Below are 19,935 nucleotides of genomic sequence, written 5' to 3'. Positions count from 1 at the left end.
GTCAGCCGATGACGTCGAAGTCGGCGCCGAGGGCCTGGAGCTTGGCGAAGAACTTTTCGTATCCGCGGCGGATGATGCCAACGTTGCTCACCACGGACTGGCCCTCGGCCGCGAGGGCCGCGATGACGTAGCTGTAGCCGCCGCGCAGGTCGGGCACCTCGACCTCGGCGCCGTGCAGCGGCGTCGGGCCCACGATGACCGCCGCCTGCTCGAGGGCGCGGCGCGGCACGCGGCGTCCCGGAGCGTCGATGCCCTGTTTGTGCACGACGATGTCGGCGCCCATCTGCACGAGCGCCTCGGTGAAGCCGAGCCGGTTCTCGTACACGGTCTCGTGCACGACCGATTCGCCCTCGGCCTGGGTGAGCGCCACGATGAGGGGCTGCTGCCAGTCGGTCATGAATCCGGGGTGCACATCCGTCTCGACGACGACGGGCTTGAGTGCGCCGCCGCGGTGGAACCGGATCCCGTCTTCGCGGACATCGAAGTCGCCCCCGACCTTGCGGAAGACGTTGAGGAAGGTGAGCATCTCCTGCTGCTTGGCGCCGCCGACGAAGATGTCGCCGTCGGTCGCCAGCGCCGCGCACGCCCACGAGGCGGCCTCGTTGCGGTCGAAGATCGCCCGGTGGTCATACCCCTTCAGCGACTCGACGCCCTCGATGAGGATCACCCGGTTGGGCTCGTAGGAGATGATCGCGCCCATCTTCTGCAGGACGGCGATCAGGTCCATGATCTCGGGCTCGATGGCGGCGTTGCGCAGCTCCGTGGTGCCCTTGGCGCGCACCGCGGTGAGCAGCACCTGCTCGGTGGCGCCGACGCTCGGGTAGGGCAGCTCGATATCGGCGCCGTGCAGACCGTTGGGCGCGGTGATCCGGATGCCCTCGTAGCTCTTATCCACGACGGCGCCGAACGCGCGCAGTGCGTCCATATGGAAGTTGATCGGCCGATCGCCGATCCGGCATCCGCCGAGGTCGGGGATCAGCGCCTCGCCGAGCAGGTGCAGCAGCGGTCCGCAGAACAGGATCGGGATGCGGGATGCTCCGGCGTGGGCGTCGATCTCTTCGAAGTGCGCCGACACGGCGCCGGCGGGATCGAGGTGCAGAGTGCCCTCCTCCTCGCCGTCCACGACGCGCACGCCGTGGACCTCGAGCAGCGAGCGGACCACTTTGACGTCACTGATGTCGGGGACATCGCGCAGCACGCTGGGCGTCTCGCCGAGCAGGGCGGCGACCATCGCCTTCGTGACGAGGTTCTTCGCACCCTTCACCTCCACGCGCCCCACGAGCGGACGACCACCACGGATGGCCAGCGTCTCTCCGGACAACTCCTTCTCGCCCGCCTTCGAATCGGCTGCGTCGCCCAGAAGTGTCTTCATCCGGTGGAACCTCGCTTGTATATGCCTTGGGTGTATCAAGGGGGACGGCTTTCGGTGGGCACACCCTCGTGGGGTGTCCTCCCGCGTCACGGGACGGGGATCGTCCTGGGCCGCCACGCCTCCCGGCGGGCCTCGAACTGCGCGATCTTGTCCTCGCTGCGCAGCGTGAGCCCGATGTCATCGAGCCCTTCGAGAAGCCGCCACCTAGTGTAATCGTCGATGTCGAATGGCACCGTGAGGTCGCCGATTACCGCGCGCCGTGCGTGCAGGTCGACGGTCATGGTGATGCCCGGCTCGGCGTCGATGCGGGTCCAGATGCGCTCGAGGTCTTCTTCGGTGATCAGGCCGGTGACCAGGCCCTGCTTGCCGGAGTTGCCGCGGAAGATATCGCCGAAGCGGGGGCTCAGGATGACGGCGAAGCCGAAGTCGCGGAGGGCCCACACGGCGTGCTCGCGGCTCGAGCCGGTGCCGAAGTCGGCTCCGGCGACCAGGATGCTCGCGCCCTGGAACGCGGGCTGGTTCAGCACGAACGCGGGGTCCTGCCGCCAGGCGGCGAACAGTGCGTCGTCGAAGCCGGTCTTGGTGACGCGCTTGAGGTAGACGGCGGGGATGATCTGGTCGGTGTCGACGTTGGAGCGCTTCAGGGGAGCGGCGATGCCGGTGTGGGTCACGAACTTGTCCATGTCAGGCCTCCGCTCCCGCCGGCTGCTGAGCGTGTCGAAGCACCGGGAGATCGCTCGGGCTCGACAGCGTGCCGCGCACGGCGGTGGCCGCCGCGACGAGCGGTGAAACCAGGTGGGTACGACCGCCCTTGCCCTGACGGCCCTCGAAGTTGCGATTGGAGGTCGACGCGCACCGCTCGCCGGGGGCGAGCTGATCGGGGTTCATGCCCAGGCACATCGAGCAGCCGGCGAAACGCCATTCGGCGCCGAACTCCTCCACGATCTTGTCGATCCCCTCGGCCTCGGCCTCGAGCCGCACCCGGGCAGAGCCCGGGACCACCATGACGCGCACGCCGGGGGCCTTCGTGCGCCCCTGGATGATCGACGCGAAGGCACGCAGGTCTTCGATGCGGCTGTTCGTGCACGAGCCCATGAAGACAGCATCCACTGGCACGTCCTTCATGGGGGTGCCGGCGGCGAGGTCCATGTACTCGAGCGCGCGCTCCGCGGCGGCCCGCTCATTGGCGTCGGCGATCTCGGCGGGCGTGGGCACGACCCCCGAGAGCGACACGCCCTGACCGGGGTTGGTGCCCCACGTCACGAACGGCTCGAGCTCGTTCGCGTCGAGGTACACCTCGGCGTCGAAGGCCGCTCCCTCGTCGGTGGGGAGGGTCCGCCAGTAGGCGACCGCCTCGTCCCAGTCGGCGCCCTGCGGGGCGTGCGGCTTGTCTTTCACGTAGGCGAAGGTCGTCTCGTCGGGCGCGACCATTCCGGCACGCGCTCCCGCCTCGATCGACATGTTGCAGATCGTCATGCGCCCCTCCATCGAGAGGGCGCGGATCGCGCTGCCGCGGAACTCGAGCACGTAGCCCTGCCCGCCGCCGGTGCCGATCTTGGCGATCACGGCGAGGATGATGTCCTTCGCGCTGACGCCGGGCCTGAGCTCGCCCTCGACGGTGATCGCCATCGTCTGGAACGGCTTGAGCGGAAGGGTCTGCGTCGCCATCACGTGCTCGACCTCGCTCGTGCCGATGCCGAACGCCATCGCGCCGAACGCGCCGTGCGTCGAGGTGTGCGAGTCGCCGCACACGACCGTGATGCCGGGCATCGTCAGGCCGAGCTGCGGGCCGACGACGTGCACGATCCCCTGCTCCTTGTCGCCGAGCGAGTGGATGCGCACGCCGAACTCCGCCGCGTTGCGCCGCAGCGTCTCGATCTGCGTGCGGCTGGTGAGATCGGCGATCGGCTTGTCGATCGCGAGCGTGGGGGTGTTGTGGTCTTCGGTCGCGATCGTCAGGTCGACGCGGCGGAGCGGCCGGCCCTCGGCACGGAGACCGTCGAACGCCTGCGGGCTGGTCACCTCGTGCACCAGATGCAGATCGATGTAGATCAGGTCGGGCTCGCCGTTCTCGCCCTTGACGACCAGATGGTCGTCCCACACCTTCTCGGCGAGGGTGCGCGGGCGGTCGGGGATCGTGGAAATAGGGGTGCTCATTGCTCAGTCGTTCTCCTGGGGAAGAGGATCAAGCCCGCAGTGAACTCCGCGACGAGGGAGGCCTGGAAACTAGGACTCGTCGCGGCTGCTAAGGAGAAGGCGAGCGATCCGCACCTGAGCAGACTACCACTGGCACGCCGGCGCCCGTCCGCGTGCCGGGTTCGTGCGCATGCTCGCGGGTTGTAACACTGCTACTCATTGGACGGCGGTTTCGGCGCGTTCGTGTCACCCTGGGTTGTTCACGCACCACCCGGGGAAGGCCACGATGACTCAGTCCGCCGACGAGGGTTTCACCACTCGACAGGTCCACGCAGGATCGGATGCTCGCGCCGCACGACCGCGCGCGCTGCCCATCTACATGACCGCGGGGTTCCCCTTCGACGGGTTCGACGATGCCGCGGCGCACTTCGACCAGGGCGACGGGTTCGGCTACACCCGCACCGGCAACCCGACCGTCGACGCCGTCGAGCGCAAGATCGCCTCACTCGAAGGCGGCGCGCAGGCGCTGCTGGTGGCAAGCGGTCAGGCGGCCGTGACGGTCGTGCTGCTCGGCCTGCTGTCGGCGGGTGAGCACATCGTGTGCGCCACGCACATCTACGAGGGCACCCGTGGGCTCATCATCGACAATCTGGCGCGCCTGAACATCGAGGTCGACTTCGTCGACGACGTCAACGATCCCGCCGAGTGGGAGTCGAAGATAAGGCCCACGACCAGGGTGCTGTTCGCCGAGTCGATCGCCAACGCCCGCAACGACCTGCTCGACATCGCCTCGATCGCCCGGGTGGCCGATGGCCACGGCATCCCCCTCGTCGTGGACAACACCTTCGCGACGCCGTACCTGCTCCGTCCGATCGAGCACGGCGCCGCGATCGTCGTGCACTCCGCCAGCAAGTTCCTGGCCGGCCAGGGTTCGGTGCTCGGGGGCGTCATCATCGATGACGGACGCTTCGATGTCGCGCGCTCGGGCGCACTGTTCCCGCAGTTCACCGAGACCGGACGCCTGGGCGGCCCCAGTCTGGCCGATCGTCACGGCGGCCTTGCCCGCATCGCATACCTCCGCGAGACGGTCGCACCCCGGCTCGGACCGACCCCGTCGCCCCTGAACGCCTTCCTCGTCGGCCAGGGCCTTGAGACCCTCAGCCTCCGGGTGCAGCGGCAGTCCGAGAACGCCCTCGTCGTCGCCGAGTGGCTGAGCACCCGCCCCGAGATCGCATCCGTCGACTACATCGGGCTGCCCTCCCATCCGCACCACGCTCTCGCCGGCCGCTACCTGCCGCGCGGCAACGGCTCGGTGTTCACCTTCACCCTCCGCGGTGGCATCGACGAAGCGCGTGCGTTCGTCGAGGCGCTGCAGGTGATCACGCACATGACCCACCTCGGCGACGTGCGGTCGCTCATCCTGCATCCCGGCACGACCAGCCACGTGCGCCGCACCCCCGAAGAGCGCGAAGCGCACGGCGTACTGCCCGGCACGCTGCGCGTGTCGATCGGCATCGAAGACTCCGCCGACCTCATCGCCGATCTGGCGCGGGGGCTGGATGCCTCGCACCCGCGCGTCGCGACGGTCAGCGGTGCGATCGAACAGAGCAGTGCGATCGAGGAGCGCATCGAACTGGCCGTCGAGGTCGCGGCGTGAGCCGCCCCCAACACTTCGGCTGGTTTCTGGCTCGCGGTTTCGGTCCGCACGGGTGGGGTCATCCCTACCTCGACTGGAACTACCGCTGGACCGAGCCCGCGCTCTACCAGGACTCGGCGCGTGCGCTCGAGCAGGCCGGCTTCGACCTGCTGATCATCGAGGACGCCCCGTCGCTCGGCTCGCCGAGCACGATCGACCTGCGGATCCGGCAGGCCTTCGGGGGCCCCAAGCACGATCCGCTTCTACTCGCGCCGTACCTGTTCGCCGCGACGCAGCATCTCGGGGTCGTGCCGACGGTGAACCCGGCCGGGTATCTGCCGTACACCGCGGCCCGTCAGTTCGCGACCCTCCAGCATCTGAGCGGTCATCGGCTCGGGCTCAATGTCGTCACCGACACCGGCAGCGCGCGTCACTTCGGCACCGCACCGCAGCTCGACCACGACGGGGCGTACGACCGTGCCGAGGAGTGGCTCGCCGGCATCCGGGCGCTGTGGAACAGCTGGGGCGATGGAGCGCTCATCGCCGATCCCGCGCGTGGCCGCTACGCCGACGGCACGCTCCTGGACGCAGTGCAGCATCGCGGCGAGTACTTCTCGTTCGACGGACCGCTCAACGCCATCCCGTTCACCGACGGCGAGCCGGCGATCGTCTCGCCCGGCGGATCGGGCCGTGGTCTCGCCTTCGCGGGCGCCAACTCCGCCGTCCAGCTCGCGCTCGCGCCGCTCGATGAGAAGAGCATCACTGAGTACCGTGCGAAGATCCACGCCTCGGCGGTGGAGCACGGACGCTCGCCGGAGGACATCAAGATCCTGTTCGCGATCCAGCCCGTGATCGTCTCGTCGCCCGAGGAGGCCGATCGGCTGGTCGCCGCATCCCTCCGGCCCGACGACGCGGCGATTCGGTACATCGCCGAGCGGCAGTCCAGCGACCTCGAGACCGATCTGACGGCGCTGGACCTGGATGCCCCGCTGGATCTGTCCGCCTTCGGCGACCACGTGTCGCACGGGAGCATCCGCCGCCTCGTCGGCGGGCACGATGCCGGCACACCGCTGCGAGCCATCCTCGCCGCACACGCGAAGCTGGGACGGATCTCGGACCGCTCGGGGTTCGTCGGAACGGCGGACGAGTTCGCCGATCTCATCGAAGAGCTCGGGTCGTGGGGCAATGACGGTGTGCTGCTGTGGGGCGACCTGCATCCGGTCACCGTGCACCGCATCCTCGACGAGCTGGTGCCGATCCTGCGGCGCCGGGGAATCCTGCGCACCGAGTACGTGCCCGGCGGGCTGCAGGCGAACTTGCGCGCGTTCTAGCTGCTCAGCTCGGCCTTCTTCGCGTCTCGCGCCGAGGCGATGAGACTGGCGATGGTGGCGACCGCCATCGACGCGATGATCACGCCCAGCGACATCCAGGTGGAGATCTCCGGCGCCCACTCGATGGGGTGGCCGTTGTTGATGAACGGGAGTTCGTTCACGTGCATCGCATGGAAGACGAGCTTCAGACCGATGAACGCCAGGATGAACGCGATGCCGTAGTGCAGGTAGCGCAGGCGATCGAGCAGGTCGCCGAGCAGGAAATACAGCTGGCGCAGCCCCATCAGCGCGAAGATGTTCGCCGTGAACACGATGAACGGACTCTGCGTGATGCCGAAGATCGCGGGGATCGAATCGATCGCGAAGAGCAGGTCGGTCACGCCGATCGCCGCGAAGACGATGAGCATCGGCGTGAAGATCTTCTTGCCGTTCACGACGGTCCGCAGCTTCGCTCCGTCGTAGTCGTCGCTGACGTCGACGGTGCGCCGGATCAGCCGGACGATGAAGTTCTCACGCTGCACCTCGTCATCGTGCGCTCCGCCGGCCGGGAACGCCTGGCGGTACGCGGTCCACACCAGGAACGCGCCGAAGACATAGAAGATCGGGCTGAAGTTCTCGATCACCGTCGCGCCCACGAGGATGAACGCTCCGCGGAGGATGAGGGCGATGATGATGCCCACCATCAGCACTTCCTGCTGGTAGCGACGCGGCACGGCGAACTGGGCCATGATCAGCACGAACACGAACAGGTTGTCGATCGAGAGGCTGTACTCCGTCAGCCAGCCGGCGACGAACTGCCCGGCATACTCTCCGCCCGCGAAGATCCACATGAGGCCCGCGAACACGAGGGCCAGGCAGATGTAGAAGACCACCCAGAGGGTCGACTCCCGCGTCGACGGGATGTGCGGCCGCTTCAGGATCAGCAGCAGGTCGGCGGCCAGGATCAGGGTCAGCACGACGAGCGAGCCGATCTCGAACCAGAGCGGGAGAGCGAGGTCCATTGCGGGCCTTTCGAAGGAGGGGACGAAGAATCGTCGAAAGTCTCTCCCCCGTGGAAGCCGAATCTGCTGCCGCGGTGCGTGCCCGGGTCGCCCTCGGGCTCCCGTGATGACGGACACGCGATGATGGGATACTCCCTCTCGCCCTCCCAGGATACAGGGCGGATGCTGTGGCCAGACCCGGGCGAACAGACATGTGAGACGATCACGCTCTGGCCGACACTTACGGGTGAGAGACAATGGATCACCGAACGGGCAGGTCATGGGCGAACCAGTGATGACGGACGACGCGACACTCGTGGCGTTGGCCGCCGGCGGCAGCGAGCACGCGTTCCGCACGCTGTACCGCGCCTACGCACGACCGGTCTACTGGCTGGCCCACGGCCTGGTGGGCAATCAGGCGGATGCGGAAGACGTCACCCAGGAAACCTTCATGGCGGCCTGGCGCAAGCTTCCCGGCCTCCAGCTGGCGGGCGACTCGCTCCTGCCGTGGCTCGTGACGGTGTGCCGCTTCCAGGCGGCCAACCGCGTGCGCCGGCAGCAGCGCGAGCGGGCGCACACGACGGATGCCGCCCAGGACTCGTTGCCCGCCACGGTCGATGTCGCGCAGCAGGTCATCGACGCCGAGGTCGCCGCGCTGATCGTCGCGGAGGTCGGCCGGCTTACTCCGACCGATCGCGAGATCTTCCGGCTGTGCGCGGTGGAGGGGTACGCCTACCAGGCGGCCGCCGACGAACTCGGTGTCGCGCACGGCACCGTGCGCAATCGTCTCTCTCGCATTCGCGGCCGTCTGCGGACGGTCGTCACCGAAACGGAGAGCACATGACCACCGCATCCATCCCCTCGGCACCGGATGCCGCACCCCGGCGCCTGCCGGAGCTCAGCGACGCACGCATCGACGCCATCGAGGACGCCCTCTTCGCCGACATCGCCGGGGAACGATCCCGATCCGGATCGCGCCGACGCCGTGTCTGGGTGGGAGCCGGAGCGGCGGCGGCCGTGATCGTCGTCGCCGCGGTGATCGCGCCGATGGTCGTCGGACTGGTCTCGCCCTCAGGCTCCGCCTCGTCCACCGTGGCGACCGCCCCGGTCGGGCTGAGCGGCGCAGTCGCCGGCAGCGAAGTCGCCAAGGACGCGGCCGGCGACAGCGCGCTCGTCGCGGGAGGATCGACGGCGCCCGGCGCCACGAGCGCCGTCGACAGGCAGGTCATCACGACCGCGTCCGCGACGATCGCGGTCGACGACGTCGCCGGGGGCGCCCAGAGCGTCGCGGCGGCCGCGGCGGCGCTCGGCGGTTCGGTCGAATCGATGACCGTGGGGCAGTCGGGCGCGGTCACCCCCATGGGCGGCGCTTCCGACGGCCTTTCCCTCGCCCCGTCCGCCGATGGCGGGTGGGTGACCGTGCGTGTGCCCTCGGATCAGCTCACCGCGCTGATCGCGCAGCTGCCGAGCATCGGCGAGGTGACGGCATCCTCGATCTCGCGCCAGGATGTCACCGATCAGACCATCGACCTGCAGGCCCGGATCGACGCGAGCCAGGTCTCGGTCGATCGCCTCACCCAGCTGATGGCCCAGGCCACGAGCACCGCAGACCTCATCGCCGCCGAGGCGGCCCTCGCCGAGCGGCAGGCGACGCTGGAGTCGTACCAGCAGCAGCTGGACTACCTGTCCGGCCAGGTCGAGAGCTCGACACTGTCGGTGAACCTGACTTCGAGCAGCGCTCCGGTGACCGCCGATCCCGCCGGATTCGGCGACGGGATCGCGGCGGGCTGGAACGGCCTGATCGCGACGCTCAACGGCATCGTCATCGCGATCGGCTTCCTGATTCCGTGGGTCGTGGTCATCGCGATCATCGCGGCCGTCGTGTGGGCGATCGTCTCACTGGTGCGACGGGGTCGCGCGCGCCGCCGTGCGAAGGCATCGACGGGGGCATCCCACGACGAGCCCCGCCACGACTGAGCTCGCTCAGAGGCGCACGGCGAAGACGATCAGATTGTCGGTGTAGTGGCCGATCGCGGTGTCGAACGACCCGGCGCACGTGATCAGGCGGAGCTCCGGTGCGGGAACATTGCTGTAGACCTCGGCGGTCGGGAACTGCGACTTCGCCGACTGCGCGGTGCCGGTGACGCGGAACGTGATGTCGGATCCGTCCGACATCGTGACGATCACATCCGCGCCTGCCGCGAGTTCGCCGATGCGGGCGAACACGGCAGGAGCCGTCGGCGAGTCGACGTGACCCGCGATGATCGCCGGTCCGATCTGTCCCGGCCGCACTCCCCCGGCGAACCATCCCGCCGAGTCGTAGTCGACCGGAGCGTCCAGCCGCCCGCCGTCGCCGATCGCCAGCGCCTCCAGCCCCGAGTCCACGCCGATCGAGGGGATGCGCACGCGCGTGGGTGACAGAGCGGATGCTGTGGCATCCGTCGTCGTCGCCCCGCTCGGATCCTGGAGGCCGCCCGCGGCGAACGGGTTCTCCGGTGCCGTCGCGCTCGGTGAGGCGATCGCTCCCGGGGCGCCCGCAGCGCCCGGTGCGCTCGTGCAGCCGCTCAGGAGCGTCGCCGCCACGATGGCTCCTGCCAGGCCCGCGACGAGACGCCGCGGGGATCGCATCAGCCGGCCACCGCTGACCCGGCGACGACCGCGGAGGCGCCCAGGCGAGCGAGATGTCCCGAGAGCGGGTGACCGGCGAGCCATCCTCCGCCCGTCTGCACTCCCCCGATGGGCACGACAGGCGCCGCGGCGCTGTCGAGGATCGGGAGGATGGTGAGGCCCCCCTTGGCGTTGTCGAGCACGAAGAGCGACGTGACGCTGCCCGCGGCGACGGCGACATCCGCCGTGTCGCTGACGCCGGTGCCGGTCAACTGGAGAGTCCAGTTCCCGGCAGGAACCTCCGCGTACGAGGAGGCAGATCCGGCACGTGCGGCCCTGGCGATCGATGTGCCCGTCGAGGTCCGCACGTCGACGGTCGGGGTGATCGTCGAGGCCTGGATGACCCGGATGCGCGCGTTACCGCTCGCCGGGCTCGTCAGATCGTCGGTGAAGGGCTTGATCTGCAGTCTCTTGCTCGGACCGTAGGCGGCCATTGTGGTGGCTGTGGAGGCGCCGACAGTGACGGTGCCCGAGATCGCGAGCTTGCTCCAGTCGCCCGTGCCCGATGCGATCATGCTCACGGTGTAGTCGCCGGGCTGGAGCGCCTTGTACGGCGACACATCACCGTAACCGACGCCGTCGAGCTCGAAGACGACCGATCCGCCTCGCAGCGCCGACACGCGGATGTCGACGTCCTTCGTGTCGGGCGAGAAGTGCCCGAGCCGCAGCCAGCCGGTGTCGCCGGCGGCAGCCGGCGCCGTACGCGCCGCGTCGATCGGTGCCGCGGACGCGGCGGCGGGTACGGCGAGTGCAGCGCCGAGCACCAGTGCACCGGCGGCGGCGAGCACGCGCGCTCGCCGTGAGACGTGGAGATTCATGGTGGTTCCTTCCGTTGTGATCAGTCGATGGCCGGGGCGACGGAGTAGCGAAGCACGACGCTCTCGCCGTCGACGGTGATGTCTTGCGGGGCATAGGTACCCTGAAGACCGTCCAGGAGCGCGGATGCCTCGGGTGTGACGGCTCCGTCCTTTACGAGGGGAGTGCCGCCGACGTCGCTGATGGCGACCTGGCGGAGCGGCCGATCGGCTTCGCCGACGATCACGGGGAACGAGGTCACGGTGACGTCCCCCGTCGCCGCCAACGTGCCGAGCACGGCGGCGATGCGCTCGTCGACAATGCCATTCGAGAGGCTCGCCCGATCGACGTCCGACAAACGCACCTCGGCGTTCTCGGCCAGCTGTGCGCCGAACTGGGCGCGGGTCGCTGCCGCGCTGCGAGTCTCGGCTGCGGCCAGGGATGCTCCTTCGGGCGTCACCATTCGCACCTGCACGAGATCGGCTCCCGTACCGAACGACGCGACGAGTGTGGAGTTGTCGATCGCCTGGCTCACCTGTGGTGCGTCAGCGGCGGCCGCAGCCGTTGCGGGTGTGGTGACGACGAACGCCGCGTCGCGCCAATTGGTGGGCTCTTCGAATGACACCGCGTCGGACGCGGTCGCGTAGACGAACAGGTCGTCGGCCGACCAGCCTGCGGCGACCAGGAGCGCAGACATGCGGTCGTCGATGATCAACGGCTGGGTCGGGGCGGCGTTGTCGATCAGCCAGGTCTGGGCAGCATCCTCAGAGGCGATCAGTCCGGTCTCAGGAGCAGTTCGTGCAATCTCGGGCTCGGGAGCGCGCGGTCCCTGGAGCGCGACCGCCGCGGAGACGCCGAGAAGGACGACCAGGACGTACACGGGGATGAGACTGAGCAGCGTTCCCCGGTTCTTCGCGAACCACGAGGGCTTCACGCTGGCGGTCTTGGCGGGTGTCGGCCGACGGGGCGCGGGCGAGATGGCCGGAGCCTGCTCGGCCGCGAGCTTCTGAGCGCGCGCCTGGCGGTCCGCTGCCGCGGTCACCACCACGACCGACGGCTTCGGCGGCGGCAGGACCATCGGGGCGGCCGTGGCGGCGGGGGCTGTCGCGGCCACCGGGGGTGCGACATCGACGGGCGACACGCTCGGCGGCATCGGGGCCGGCTTCTTGGTCACCGGCTGCTGAGCAGGCGCGGGCCTCGAGCGAGGGGCGGGCTTCTTGGTTGTCGGCTTCTGAGAGGCAGCAGACCTCGGCGCCGGCCCCGGCTTCTTGATCGCCGGCTTCTTGATCGCCGGCTTCGGGGCGGGCAGGGGCTTGTTCGCAGTGTTCGGCTTCTTTACAGCGTTCGGCTTCTTTACAGTGCTCGGCATTTTCACAGGGCTCGGCATTGAAGGGCTTGGCTTGTTGCTGCTCGACGGCACTGTGGAACCCGTCGGAGGCAGCGGGTTGGACTGGTTCATCGCGGAACTCCCACATTCGGCTCACCCATCGCACGCGACGTCGGGTAGTGACGGCGATGGTTCTAGGTGTTTCGGAGCGGTCGCCTCGACGGATTGGAATCTCCGCGTCTGGTCGAACGGGCAGGATGGTCTGGGCACACGACGTGCCGCAGCATCCGATGAAACGAGAGATCGATGTCGACGAAACCGACCGTGCTGTTCGTCTGCGTCCACAACGCCGGCCGCTCTCAGATGGCGGCCGCGTTCACGGCCGCCCTTTCGGCCGGCGCGGTCGAGGTGCTGTCGGCCGGATCCGAGCCCAGCGACCGCATCAACCCGGTCGCGGTCGCGGTGATGGAGGAGATCGGCATCGACATCTCCGCGAACCGCCCGCGCATCCTCACCACATCCGCGGTGCAAGCCTCCGACGTCGTCATCACGATGGGGTGCGGCGACACCTGCCCGGTGTTTCCCGGGAAGCGCTACGAGGATTGGGAACTGGATGACCCGGCCGGCCGAGACATCGTGACGGTGCGACGGATCCGCGATGACATCAGGACGCGAGTCGAGGCATTGCTCGCCGGCATCCTCCAGGACGAGTGAGCTGGATCAGCCCAAGAACATCCGCGGGTCGAACTCATCGATCGGGATGATGCGGATGCGCGGCAGCGGCGCGTCGAACACGTGCGCGTCGAACTCGAGATCGAATTTCTGGATGCCCGGCAGCGCCGCGAAGCCGGAGTTGCGGAACTCGGAGAACGATGCGACGGCCACTCGGCGTTCGCCGTCGGTGAGCGCCTCCATGTCGTCCAGGAAGTCGCCGTCGTGGCTGACGAGGATCACGTCGCCCGGGCGGTCGGCCAGCGCCTGGAGCGTGCGCTGGATGGCGATGTCGACGACCTTCTCGTCGGGGTCGCCGGCGAGCGGCACGACGACGTAGTCCATCGCCTTCAGAGCCTGCACGAACGGCATCGGGATGCCGGTGGAGGCGTTGAGGTAGAACACGCCCCTGGCGGCCTGATGCCACGTGCGCTCGGCGAACGCCAGCAGGCGGTCCCAGCGCGGGCGCTCGTCGGGCTGCGGTCGACGCCCCAGGATCGACGTGCCCAGCGTCGCGTCGATGTTCTCGCCGTCCACGAGGATCCAGGTCACGCGCTCTTGATCGCTCATCGAGATCCCCGATCGGGTCGGCTTTCGGGTCGGCTTCGGGTTCTGTCGACCCGAGCTCACGGCCTGCACCCCCCTTCGACCGTCGCCGGCGCGTGACCTTCGCCGTCGATCAGCGAACCGCCCTGTCTTAGGCTGCCCGGCCGAGATCCCCGAGCAGGCGGTAGGTGCGCAGCCGGTCCTCGTCAGAGAAGAGGTGGGTCTGCGTGAAGACGATATCCGTCGCGCCCGCGTCGAGGTGGCTCCGCACTCTCGCCGCCACCGCCTCCTCGTCGCCGATGACGGCAAGGTCGCCGGCCTTGCGAACGCCCTCCAGATCGAGCACGCGGCGATACGACGGAATCGACTCGTAGTGCTCGAGCGCGGCCGTGGCCGCGGCGCGGGCTCGGTCGACATCCGAAGTGACGACGCCGGCCATGAACGCGAAGACGCGGGGGGCGGGCCGACCGGCGGCCTGCGCCGCGGCGCTCAGCACCGGCACGATCTCCTCTCCGAGCGTGCGCGGCCCCGCGAGGAACGGCAGGATGCCGTCGGCGAGTTCGCCACTGACCCGGACCGCCTGTGGCCCCATCGCGGCGACATACACCGGTGCCGCAGTCGCGCCCGGGAGCGCCATCGGCCATGGCGGCGCCGCGGTGATGCGACCGCCGTGGAAGTCCGCCGTGCCGGTCAGCTGCACGTCGCGGATCACCGTCAAGAACTCCCGCAGCAGGCCGATCGGTCGGTCGTGGGCCACGCCCAGGCCCTGCGCGATCAGGCTGGGAGCGCCGAGCGCGAGGCCGAGCTGGAAACGTCCGCCGGTCGCGGCCTGCGCCGTTTGCGTGGACATGGCCACGTGCAAGGGGTGGCGCCCGAAGATCGGGATCGCGGCCGTGCCGACCATCACGTCAGGGACCGCCCGGCCGACGAGAGCAGCGAGTGTCACGGCGTCGTAGTCCCACCGCTGGCCGAACCATGCCGACCCGACTCCGGCGGCACGAGACTCAAGTGCCTGAGCGATCACGTCGTCGACGTGGTTGCCCTGCCCGCGTGCGGCGATCCCCACCCCGAACCCGGTCATCCGCGTGGCTGGCCGGTGATGACGATCACCAGCGTCGCCGGAGCGTCACCCGGGTTATACCAGCGGTGGCGTGTGCCGTTCTGAACGAACGCGTCGCCCGCTTCGAGTCGGGTCTCGCTGCCGTCGCCGAGCACCAGCGTCGCCGAACCCTCGACCACGTAACCGAAGTCGACCGTGTCGGTTCGCTCGAGGCCGTCGTCGCCGTACCCCGAGAAGAGACCAGGGAACATCGCTTCAGCTTCCGCCCACTGGTCGACCGACGGCGGCTCGGTCGGCTCGTTGTTCTGCGGATCGATCCGCAGCAGGAAGAACCGGTAGCCTCCGGCCGGCGGAAAGAAGCTCGGGTTGCGGTGGCGCGTTCCGTCGTTGGGCAGAGGGATGGGGCCGTCGCTCGCGTCGAGCGGCACGTTGCCGAACTGCGGGAATCCCGAAGCAACGAGCTCGATGGGGCGCTCTTCCCGCGCGACGATCGAGCGACCGTCTGCGGTCTCTGCGGTGATGACTGTCTTCATGGTGTCCTCCATTGGACTGGGTGTGTTCGGATGGGGCGTTACGGGTGGGTCACGACCCGTGGGCGGCACGCGCCCACTCGTCGAGATCGGCGAGGAAGCGGTCCGGATGCTGCTGATGGGGCCAGTGCCCCGTGCCGCCGTACTCGAGCACGCGGTCGGCAGGGTTCTGACGCAGCCGACGTCCGGCCTCGGCGCGGTCGGCGTTCCGGTAGATGGTGAGCAGCGGCTGCTGCACGCGCGCGAGAAATCGAGACGCCTCTCGCGCGAAGTGCCAGCTGTCGGGGCCAAGGTTCACCGCATCGAACATCCCGCGGGCAGCCCGTGGGCGGGCACGCAGCGCGAGCCTGCGGTGGCGTGCGGCGAGCTCAGCGGGTTCGATCAGCGCCGCGAAGTATTCGGCGACGACCTCGCGCGGGTCGCTCGTGACCATGCGCTCACTCGCGAGTTCTGCGCGGGCGCGATCTCGCTCGGCGACTCCGAACGCCGGATCGATGGCGACCAGGCGGGCGGCCAGGTCGGGCCGGTCGGCGGCGATTTGACCGACGACCTCCGCGCCCGCTGAGTGGCCGACGAGCATCGCGCCGGCGATGTCGAGGCGGTCAAGCACGGCCGCGACATCCGCCGCCATCGACGCGAGGTCCCACGAGGCGCCGTCGGGCGAGTGTCCATGGCCACGCAGTTCGACGGTCACCACCCGAGCGTGGCGTGCGATGTGCGCGACGAACTCGTCCCAATCCGTCGCATCGCAGCACCATCCGTGCACGAGCACCACTGCCGGAAAGGGCCAGTCTGCGCCAGGACCGCCAGGCGTGTCGACTATTGCGAGTGCAACGATGTCGCTCATCGAGCGCTCCTTTCCTCCGGCGGGTGATTCGATTATTGGACCTGATGGCTCAGGGCATCGGCGGTAGTTGGAGACCACCGGCGACGTGGAGTACATCGCCGGTGATGAACGATGCCTCGGGCCCGGCCAGGAAAGCTACGGCCGTCGCGACCTCGGAGGCGTGGGGTGGTCGTTTCAGGGCCGACAGCGCCGACTGCCGATCGCGAGCGGCGTTCATCTGCTCGGGCGTGCGTGAGCCGGCGACGAAGGCGGTTTCGACCAGGCTGGGCGCTACCGCGTTGACGCGAATACCGCGCGGACCCAACTCGAAGGCCGCGGCACGAGTGATGCCCACAAGACCCGCCTTGCTCGCTACGTAGGCGACCGGCCCACCGGTCGCGTAGGTGCGCGACGCGATGTTGACGACGGAGCCGCCGGAGTTGTCGTCGGAGTAGTTGCGAGCGAATGATTGGATGAGCAGCATCGGTGCTCGCAGGTTGACGGCCAGTGCCGCATCCCACTCTTCGGTTCCGATGTCTGCAAGCGACGAGCGCGTGGGTCGACCGGCATTGTTGACGAGACAGCGGATACCGCCACGCCATGCCGCTGCGGCGTCTATCAGCGGCGGGATCTGCCCAGGGTCGGCGAGGTCGGCCGGTAAAACCAGGGTCTCCACGCTGTACCGGACCCGGAGCTCCTCCGCCAGCGCGCCGCACGGATCGCCCGGCAGACCCGTCAGCACGAGGGACCATCCGCGCCGGGCCATCTCGTGCGCGATCGCGGAGCCGAGCCCCCCAGCCGCGCCCGTGATGAGCGCAACCCCCGCTGTCACGACCTCGACCTCGTAGGCGGCACGAGTACCGAATGGGCGACGCTGCTCATTGTGAGTCCTTTCACAATGGCCAAGTGTGTTAGAGTCCCCCGACTTTCACCCTGATATGTGTCGAGATCGGCCGAGAAGATGCGCACGATGAAGAATTCCGTCCACTTCGATGAAACCAACATCGCACTCCTCGAAGCGCTGCGAGCGAACCCGCGCGCACCGTGGGAGGCGATCGGCCAGGCGGTCGGCGTCGATGGCGTCACCGCCCGCCGACGCTGGAACCGCATCGTGGAGCGGCGTCACGCCTGGACCACGGTTTCCACGGGAAACTGGCCCGGCCAGGTAACGGCGACCGTCACGGCCCAGTGCGCCGCCGGATCGGCTCTGTCCGTCGCCCGCGAGCTCGCGGAGAGCCCGTTCGTGGTGACGATCGAGACGATCATCGGACGCCATGACCTGCGGTGCACTGTCGTCGTGGACGACATGGACACCTTGACCCGACTCCTCTCCCGTGACCTGCTGGCTATCCCCGGCCTCATCTCCATCGAATCGCAGCTCGTGGACCGAGTGTTCGCCCAGGGCAGCAACTGGAGACCCGGCGCCCTGACCGCGGTCGCCGAGCGCGTGCTGCACGTCGACTCCGCCGATCGACGCGCCCATTCCGACCGGCTCCACGCGATCGACCCCGCGCTCGTCGAACTCCTGGTCGACGATGTCCGCGCGCCTGCAATCGACCTCGCCGCGAAGCTCGGGGTGAGCGAGACCGTGGTGCGCCGCAGGATATCGTCGCTCGTGCGGTCGGGCCTCCTGGTACTGCGCGTCGAGGCGCCGCCCCACCTCGTGGGCCTTCCGTACGGCGCGACGATCTGGTTCTCTCTTCCCGCTCGCGCGCTCCACAGCGCGGCGACGTTCCTCGCCGGCATCGCGGAGACCCGCTGGACGGCCACGGTGCTCGCGGGAGCCGCGAACCTCATGAGCGTGTTCTGGCTGCGGGACTTCGGACAGCTCCAGAGCATCGAGCAGGCGGTCGAGGAGCGCTACCCCGACGCGCGCATCGTCGATCGCGCGATGCGTCTTCAACCCGTCAAGCGCATGATGCACGTGCTCGACGACGAGGGACTCACCGTACGCACGATCCCGTCGATGCCGCGCTGGAGCAAGTGACGCAATCCCGCGCCTGGATCACACCCCCGCGGGACTCCACTCCGACACCGCGTTCAGCGCGGCGACCTGGTCGGGCGTGAGCTCGACTCGAGCTCCGTCGAGGAGGTCTGCCACCTGCGCGACACGCGACGCGCTGGCGATCGGAGCGGCCACCGCCGGCTGCGCGCGCAACCACGCGAGCGCCGTCGCGGCGATCGAGATGTCGTGAGCCTTGCCGACCCCGTCGAGCGCGTCGATGATCGCAAGGCCCTGAGCGGTGGCGTACTTGGCCGCCCCGCCGGCTCGTGGTGAAGCCTGGCCCGCGGCATCCGTCGAACGGTACTTGCCGGTCAGGAACCCGCTCGCGAGCGCGTAGTACGGCACGAGGCTCATGCCGAACTCGTCGGCGACCGGAACGATGTTCTGTTCCACATCGCCACGGTGCACGAGGTTGTAGTGCGGCTGGATGGCGACCGGCAGCGCACTGCCCGCAGCCTTCGCGATGCCCACCCACTCGCGGATACGATCGGCGCTGTAATTCGAAACAGCGGTGTAGCGCACCAGGCCGTCCGTGACGAGTTCGCCGAAAGCGCCGACGGTCTCTTCCAGCGGCACGCTCGCGTCGTCGAAGTGGGCGTAGTAAAGGTCGATCGCATCGACCCCCAGCCGCTTGAGCGACGCCTCAGCCGCGGCGCGGATGTTCCGCGCCGACAGACCCTTGAATTCGGGATGCTGGCTGACCTTGGTCGCCACGACGACACCCTCCGGCCGGCGCGAGGCCAGCCATTCGCCGATGATCCGTTCGCTGTCGCCCCCGCTGTTGCCCGGAACCCACGCACTGTAGCTGTCGGCGGTGTCGATGAAGTCGCCGCCGCCGGCGGCGAAGGCGTCGAGGATCGCGAACGACTCGTCGCGGTCGGCGGTCCAGCCGAACACGTTGCCGCCGAGCGAGAGGGGAAGGATGTCGAGGGTGCTGGTTCCGATACGCGTCATGTCTGGGGAAACCGGGGCGGCGCGGGGATATTCCCTCCCCGCTGTACTGGCTGCCATGACTACGGTCAGCCTCAGCAACGTAGTCGTCATCAACACCGGCGACGCAGCCGTCACAGCCTTCACCGGCTCGCCGTAGCGGCGCACACGAATATCGCCCCCCGGCAGACCGGAGGGCGATATGGAACAGTGACCCCAGCGGGATTCGAACCCGCGTTACCGCCGTGAGAGGGCGGCGTACTAGGCCGCTATACGATGGGGCCGCTCAGTACAACCGTACAAGTATGCCATGGCCCCGTGAGGGCGGCAAAATCGAGGCCGCATTCGACGTGGCGCCTTGCCCGCCCCTCCGCCGGGATGTTGACTCGAGGCATGCGAGTGACAAAGCACGAACACGCCTGCCTGACCGTCGAAGACTCCGGACGCCTGCTGATCATCGATCCGGGCGGTTTCACGAACCCGCTCATCGACATCGCCCAGGCCGTCGGGGTGATCGTCACGCACGAGCATCCCGACCACTGGACCCCCGACCAGCTCGACCGGATCACGAAGGCGGTGCCCGGCATCCCGATCTATGGTCCGCAGGGGTTCGCCGACGCGGCGGCCGGCTACGACGTGACGGTCGTGAGTCCCGGCGACACCCTCGAACTCACCCCGTTCTCGCTCACGTTCTTCGGAGGCACGCACGCCGTGATCCACGAATCGATCCCCGTGATCGACAACGTCGGGGTGCTCGTGAACGACGCGCTGTACTACCCGGGTGATTCGTTCGCCGTGCCGAAGGGCGTGAAGGTCGACCTGCTCGCCGCTCCCCTGGGCGCCCCGTGGCTCAAAGTCAGCGAGGCGATGGACTTCGTCCTCGCGGTCGCGCCGCGACTGGCCTTCGGTACGCACGACATGACGCTGTCGGTCATCGGGCGCGATATGCACCGCGCCCGGCTGAAGTGGGCGGTCGAGCAGGGCGGCGGCGAATTCCTCGCCCTCGACCCGGACGGCACCGCCGACATCTGACCCCGGAGGCGACGGATGCCGCGACCGAAATGGCCGCAGCATCCGTCGTTC

At 68.8% G+C, this 19,935-nt stretch carries 20 protein-coding genes and 1 tRNA gene; 7 read left to right on the top strand and 14 right to left on the bottom strand.

Features of this window, described 5'->3' with window-relative positions; translation table 11 throughout:
• Nucleotide 1 precedes the first annotated feature (1 nt).
• From murA to leuC, 3 genes are all read right to left on the bottom strand, one after another.
• Nucleotides 2-1,372, bottom strand: coding sequence for a UDP-N-acetylglucosamine 1-carboxyvinyltransferase (gene murA / locus ACFE6Z_RS02320; protein ID WP_375384073.1), 1,371 nt, complete (start codon nt 1,370-1,372; stop codon nt 2-4).
• An 86-nt stretch (nt 1,373-1,458) separates the two neighbouring features.
• The gene (leuD, locus tag ACFE6Z_RS02315; RefSeq protein WP_375384072.1) at nt 1,459-2,055 is read right to left on the bottom strand and encodes a 3-isopropylmalate dehydratase small subunit; all 597 of its coding nucleotides are present in this window, start codon (nt 2,053-2,055) and stop codon (nt 1,459-1,461) included.
• Nucleotide 2,056: 1 nt separating this feature from the next.
• On the bottom strand, nt 2,057-3,529 hold the full coding sequence (leuC, locus tag ACFE6Z_RS02310) for a 3-isopropylmalate dehydratase large subunit (protein WP_375384071.1): 1,473 nt from the start codon (nt 3,527-3,529) through the stop codon (nt 2,057-2,059).
• Nucleotides 3,530-3,794: 265 nt separating this feature from the next.
• On the opposite strand from leuC, the gene ACFE6Z_RS02305 reads away from it, so the two are divergent.
• Complete coding sequence (locus tag ACFE6Z_RS02305) at nt 3,795-5,165, top strand: O-acetylhomoserine aminocarboxypropyltransferase/cysteine synthase family protein (RefSeq protein ID WP_375384070.1); 1,371 nt, start codon at nt 3,795-3,797, stop codon at nt 5,163-5,165.
• Nucleotides 5,162-6,475, top strand: a complete 1,314-nt coding sequence (locus tag ACFE6Z_RS02300) for an LLM class flavin-dependent oxidoreductase (protein ID WP_375384069.1) — start codon at nt 5,162-5,164, stop codon at nt 6,473-6,475. Before ACFE6Z_RS02305 ends, ACFE6Z_RS02300 begins: the two co-directional genes overlap by 4 nt.
• Here the strand turns inward: ACFE6Z_RS02300 and ACFE6Z_RS02295 are convergent.
• A complete protein-coding gene (locus tag ACFE6Z_RS02295; protein ID WP_375384068.1) occupies nt 6,472-7,476 on the bottom strand; it encodes a TerC/Alx family metal homeostasis membrane protein in 1,005 nt (334 codons plus the stop codon). The genes ACFE6Z_RS02300 and ACFE6Z_RS02295 overlap by 4 nt on opposite strands.
• Before the next feature lie 259 nt (nt 7,477-7,735).
• Here ACFE6Z_RS02295 and ACFE6Z_RS02290 point away from each other — a divergent pair, with 259 nt between their 5' ends.
• Both ACFE6Z_RS02290 and ACFE6Z_RS02285 read left to right on the top strand, forming a co-directional pair.
• Nucleotides 7,736-8,299, top strand: a complete 564-nt coding sequence (locus ACFE6Z_RS02290) for an RNA polymerase sigma factor (RefSeq protein WP_375384067.1) — start codon at nt 7,736-7,738, stop codon at nt 8,297-8,299.
• A complete protein-coding gene (locus ACFE6Z_RS02285) occupies nt 8,296-9,432 on the top strand; it encodes a DUF4349 domain-containing protein (RefSeq protein WP_375384066.1) in 1,137 nt (378 codons plus the stop codon). The genes ACFE6Z_RS02290 and ACFE6Z_RS02285 overlap by 4 nt, the downstream gene beginning before the upstream one ends.
• Before the next feature lie 6 nt (nt 9,433-9,438).
• On the opposite strand, the gene ACFE6Z_RS02280 is transcribed toward ACFE6Z_RS02285, so the two are convergent.
• From ACFE6Z_RS02280 to ACFE6Z_RS02270, 3 genes are read right to left on the bottom strand one after another with little or no spacing between them, the layout of a single operon-like run.
• Nucleotides 9,439-10,038: a class F sortase gene (locus ACFE6Z_RS02280; RefSeq protein ID WP_375384065.1), complete on the bottom strand. Its 600-nt coding sequence runs from the start codon at nt 10,036-10,038 to the stop codon at nt 9,439-9,441.
• Between the two features lie 44 nt (nt 10,039-10,082).
• On the bottom strand, nt 10,083-10,940 hold the full coding sequence (locus ACFE6Z_RS02275) for a DUF4397 domain-containing protein (RefSeq protein WP_375384064.1): 858 nt from the start codon (nt 10,938-10,940) through the stop codon (nt 10,083-10,085).
• 20 nt (nt 10,941-10,960) lie between these two features.
• Nucleotides 10,961-12,286: a hypothetical protein gene (locus tag ACFE6Z_RS02270; RefSeq protein ID WP_375384063.1), complete on the bottom strand. Its 1,326-nt coding sequence runs from the start codon at nt 12,284-12,286 to the stop codon at nt 10,961-10,963.
• A gap of 264 nt (nt 12,287-12,550) precedes the next feature.
• On the opposite strand from ACFE6Z_RS02270, the gene ACFE6Z_RS02265 reads away from it, so the two are divergent.
• Nucleotides 12,551-12,958 carry an arsenate reductase ArsC gene (locus tag ACFE6Z_RS02265; RefSeq protein ID WP_375384062.1) on the top strand — a complete coding sequence of 136 codons (408 nt, stop codon included), beginning with the start codon at nt 12,551-12,553 and terminating at the stop codon, nt 12,956-12,958.
• Nucleotides 12,959-12,964: 6 nt separating this feature from the next.
• On the opposite strand, the gene ACFE6Z_RS02260 is transcribed toward ACFE6Z_RS02265, so the two are convergent.
• The 5 genes from ACFE6Z_RS02260 to ACFE6Z_RS02240 all read right to left on the bottom strand — a co-directional run bounded on the left by ACFE6Z_RS02260 (nt 12,965) and on the right by ACFE6Z_RS02240 (nt 16,749).
• Nucleotides 12,965-13,525 (bottom strand): NYN domain-containing protein, encoded by a 561-nt coding sequence (locus ACFE6Z_RS02260; RefSeq protein ID WP_375384061.1) that lies wholly within the window; start codon nt 13,523-13,525, stop codon nt 12,965-12,967.
• A gap of 127 nt (nt 13,526-13,652) precedes the next feature.
• The gene (locus tag ACFE6Z_RS02255) at nt 13,653-14,582 is read right to left on the bottom strand and encodes a TIGR03564 family F420-dependent LLM class oxidoreductase (protein ID WP_375384060.1); all 930 of its coding nucleotides are present in this window, start codon (nt 14,580-14,582) and stop codon (nt 13,653-13,655) included.
• Nucleotides 14,579-15,094 (bottom strand): cupin domain-containing protein, encoded by a 516-nt coding sequence (locus ACFE6Z_RS02250; protein WP_375384059.1) that lies wholly within the window; start codon nt 15,092-15,094, stop codon nt 14,579-14,581. The genes ACFE6Z_RS02255 and ACFE6Z_RS02250 overlap by 4 nt, the downstream gene beginning before the upstream one ends.
• A 49-nt stretch (nt 15,095-15,143) precedes the next feature.
• Nucleotides 15,144-15,938, bottom strand: coding sequence for an alpha/beta fold hydrolase (locus tag ACFE6Z_RS02245; protein WP_375384058.1), 795 nt, complete (start codon nt 15,936-15,938; stop codon nt 15,144-15,146).
• Nucleotides 15,939-15,987: 49 nt separating this feature from the next.
• Nucleotides 15,988-16,749, bottom strand: coding sequence for an SDR family NAD(P)-dependent oxidoreductase (locus tag ACFE6Z_RS02240; RefSeq protein WP_375384057.1), 762 nt, complete (start codon nt 16,747-16,749; stop codon nt 15,988-15,990).
• Between the two features lie 138 nt (nt 16,750-16,887).
• Between ACFE6Z_RS02240 and ACFE6Z_RS02235 the strand changes: the two genes are divergently transcribed.
• On the top strand, nt 16,888-17,904 hold the full coding sequence (locus tag ACFE6Z_RS02235) for an Lrp/AsnC family transcriptional regulator (RefSeq protein WP_375384056.1): 1,017 nt from the start codon (nt 16,888-16,890) through the stop codon (nt 17,902-17,904).
• An 18-nt stretch (nt 17,905-17,922) separates the two neighbouring features.
• On the opposite strand, the gene ACFE6Z_RS02230 is transcribed toward ACFE6Z_RS02235, so the two are convergent.
• A complete protein-coding gene (locus ACFE6Z_RS02230; protein WP_375384055.1) occupies nt 17,923-18,876 on the bottom strand; it encodes an aldo/keto reductase in 954 nt (317 codons plus the stop codon).
• A 187-nt stretch (nt 18,877-19,063) separates the two neighbouring features.
• Nucleotides 19,064-19,136, bottom strand: a tRNA-Glu gene (locus ACFE6Z_RS02225).
• Nucleotides 19,137-19,245: 109 nt separating this feature from the next.
• Here ACFE6Z_RS02225 and ACFE6Z_RS02220 point away from each other — a divergent pair.
• Nucleotides 19,246-19,884, top strand: coding sequence for an MBL fold metallo-hydrolase (locus ACFE6Z_RS02220; RefSeq protein ID WP_375384054.1), 639 nt, complete (start codon nt 19,246-19,248; stop codon nt 19,882-19,884).
• The last annotated feature ends 51 nt before the right edge of the window (nt 19,885-19,935 follow it).

This window comes from uncultured Microbacterium sp., from assembly GCF_964244775.1.
Taxonomy (GTDB): domain Bacteria; phylum Actinomycetota; class Actinomycetes; order Actinomycetales; family Microbacteriaceae; genus Microbacterium.
The sequence above is the reverse complement of the archived record's forward strand: the minus strand, read 5'-3'. Positions and strand labels throughout refer to the sequence as shown.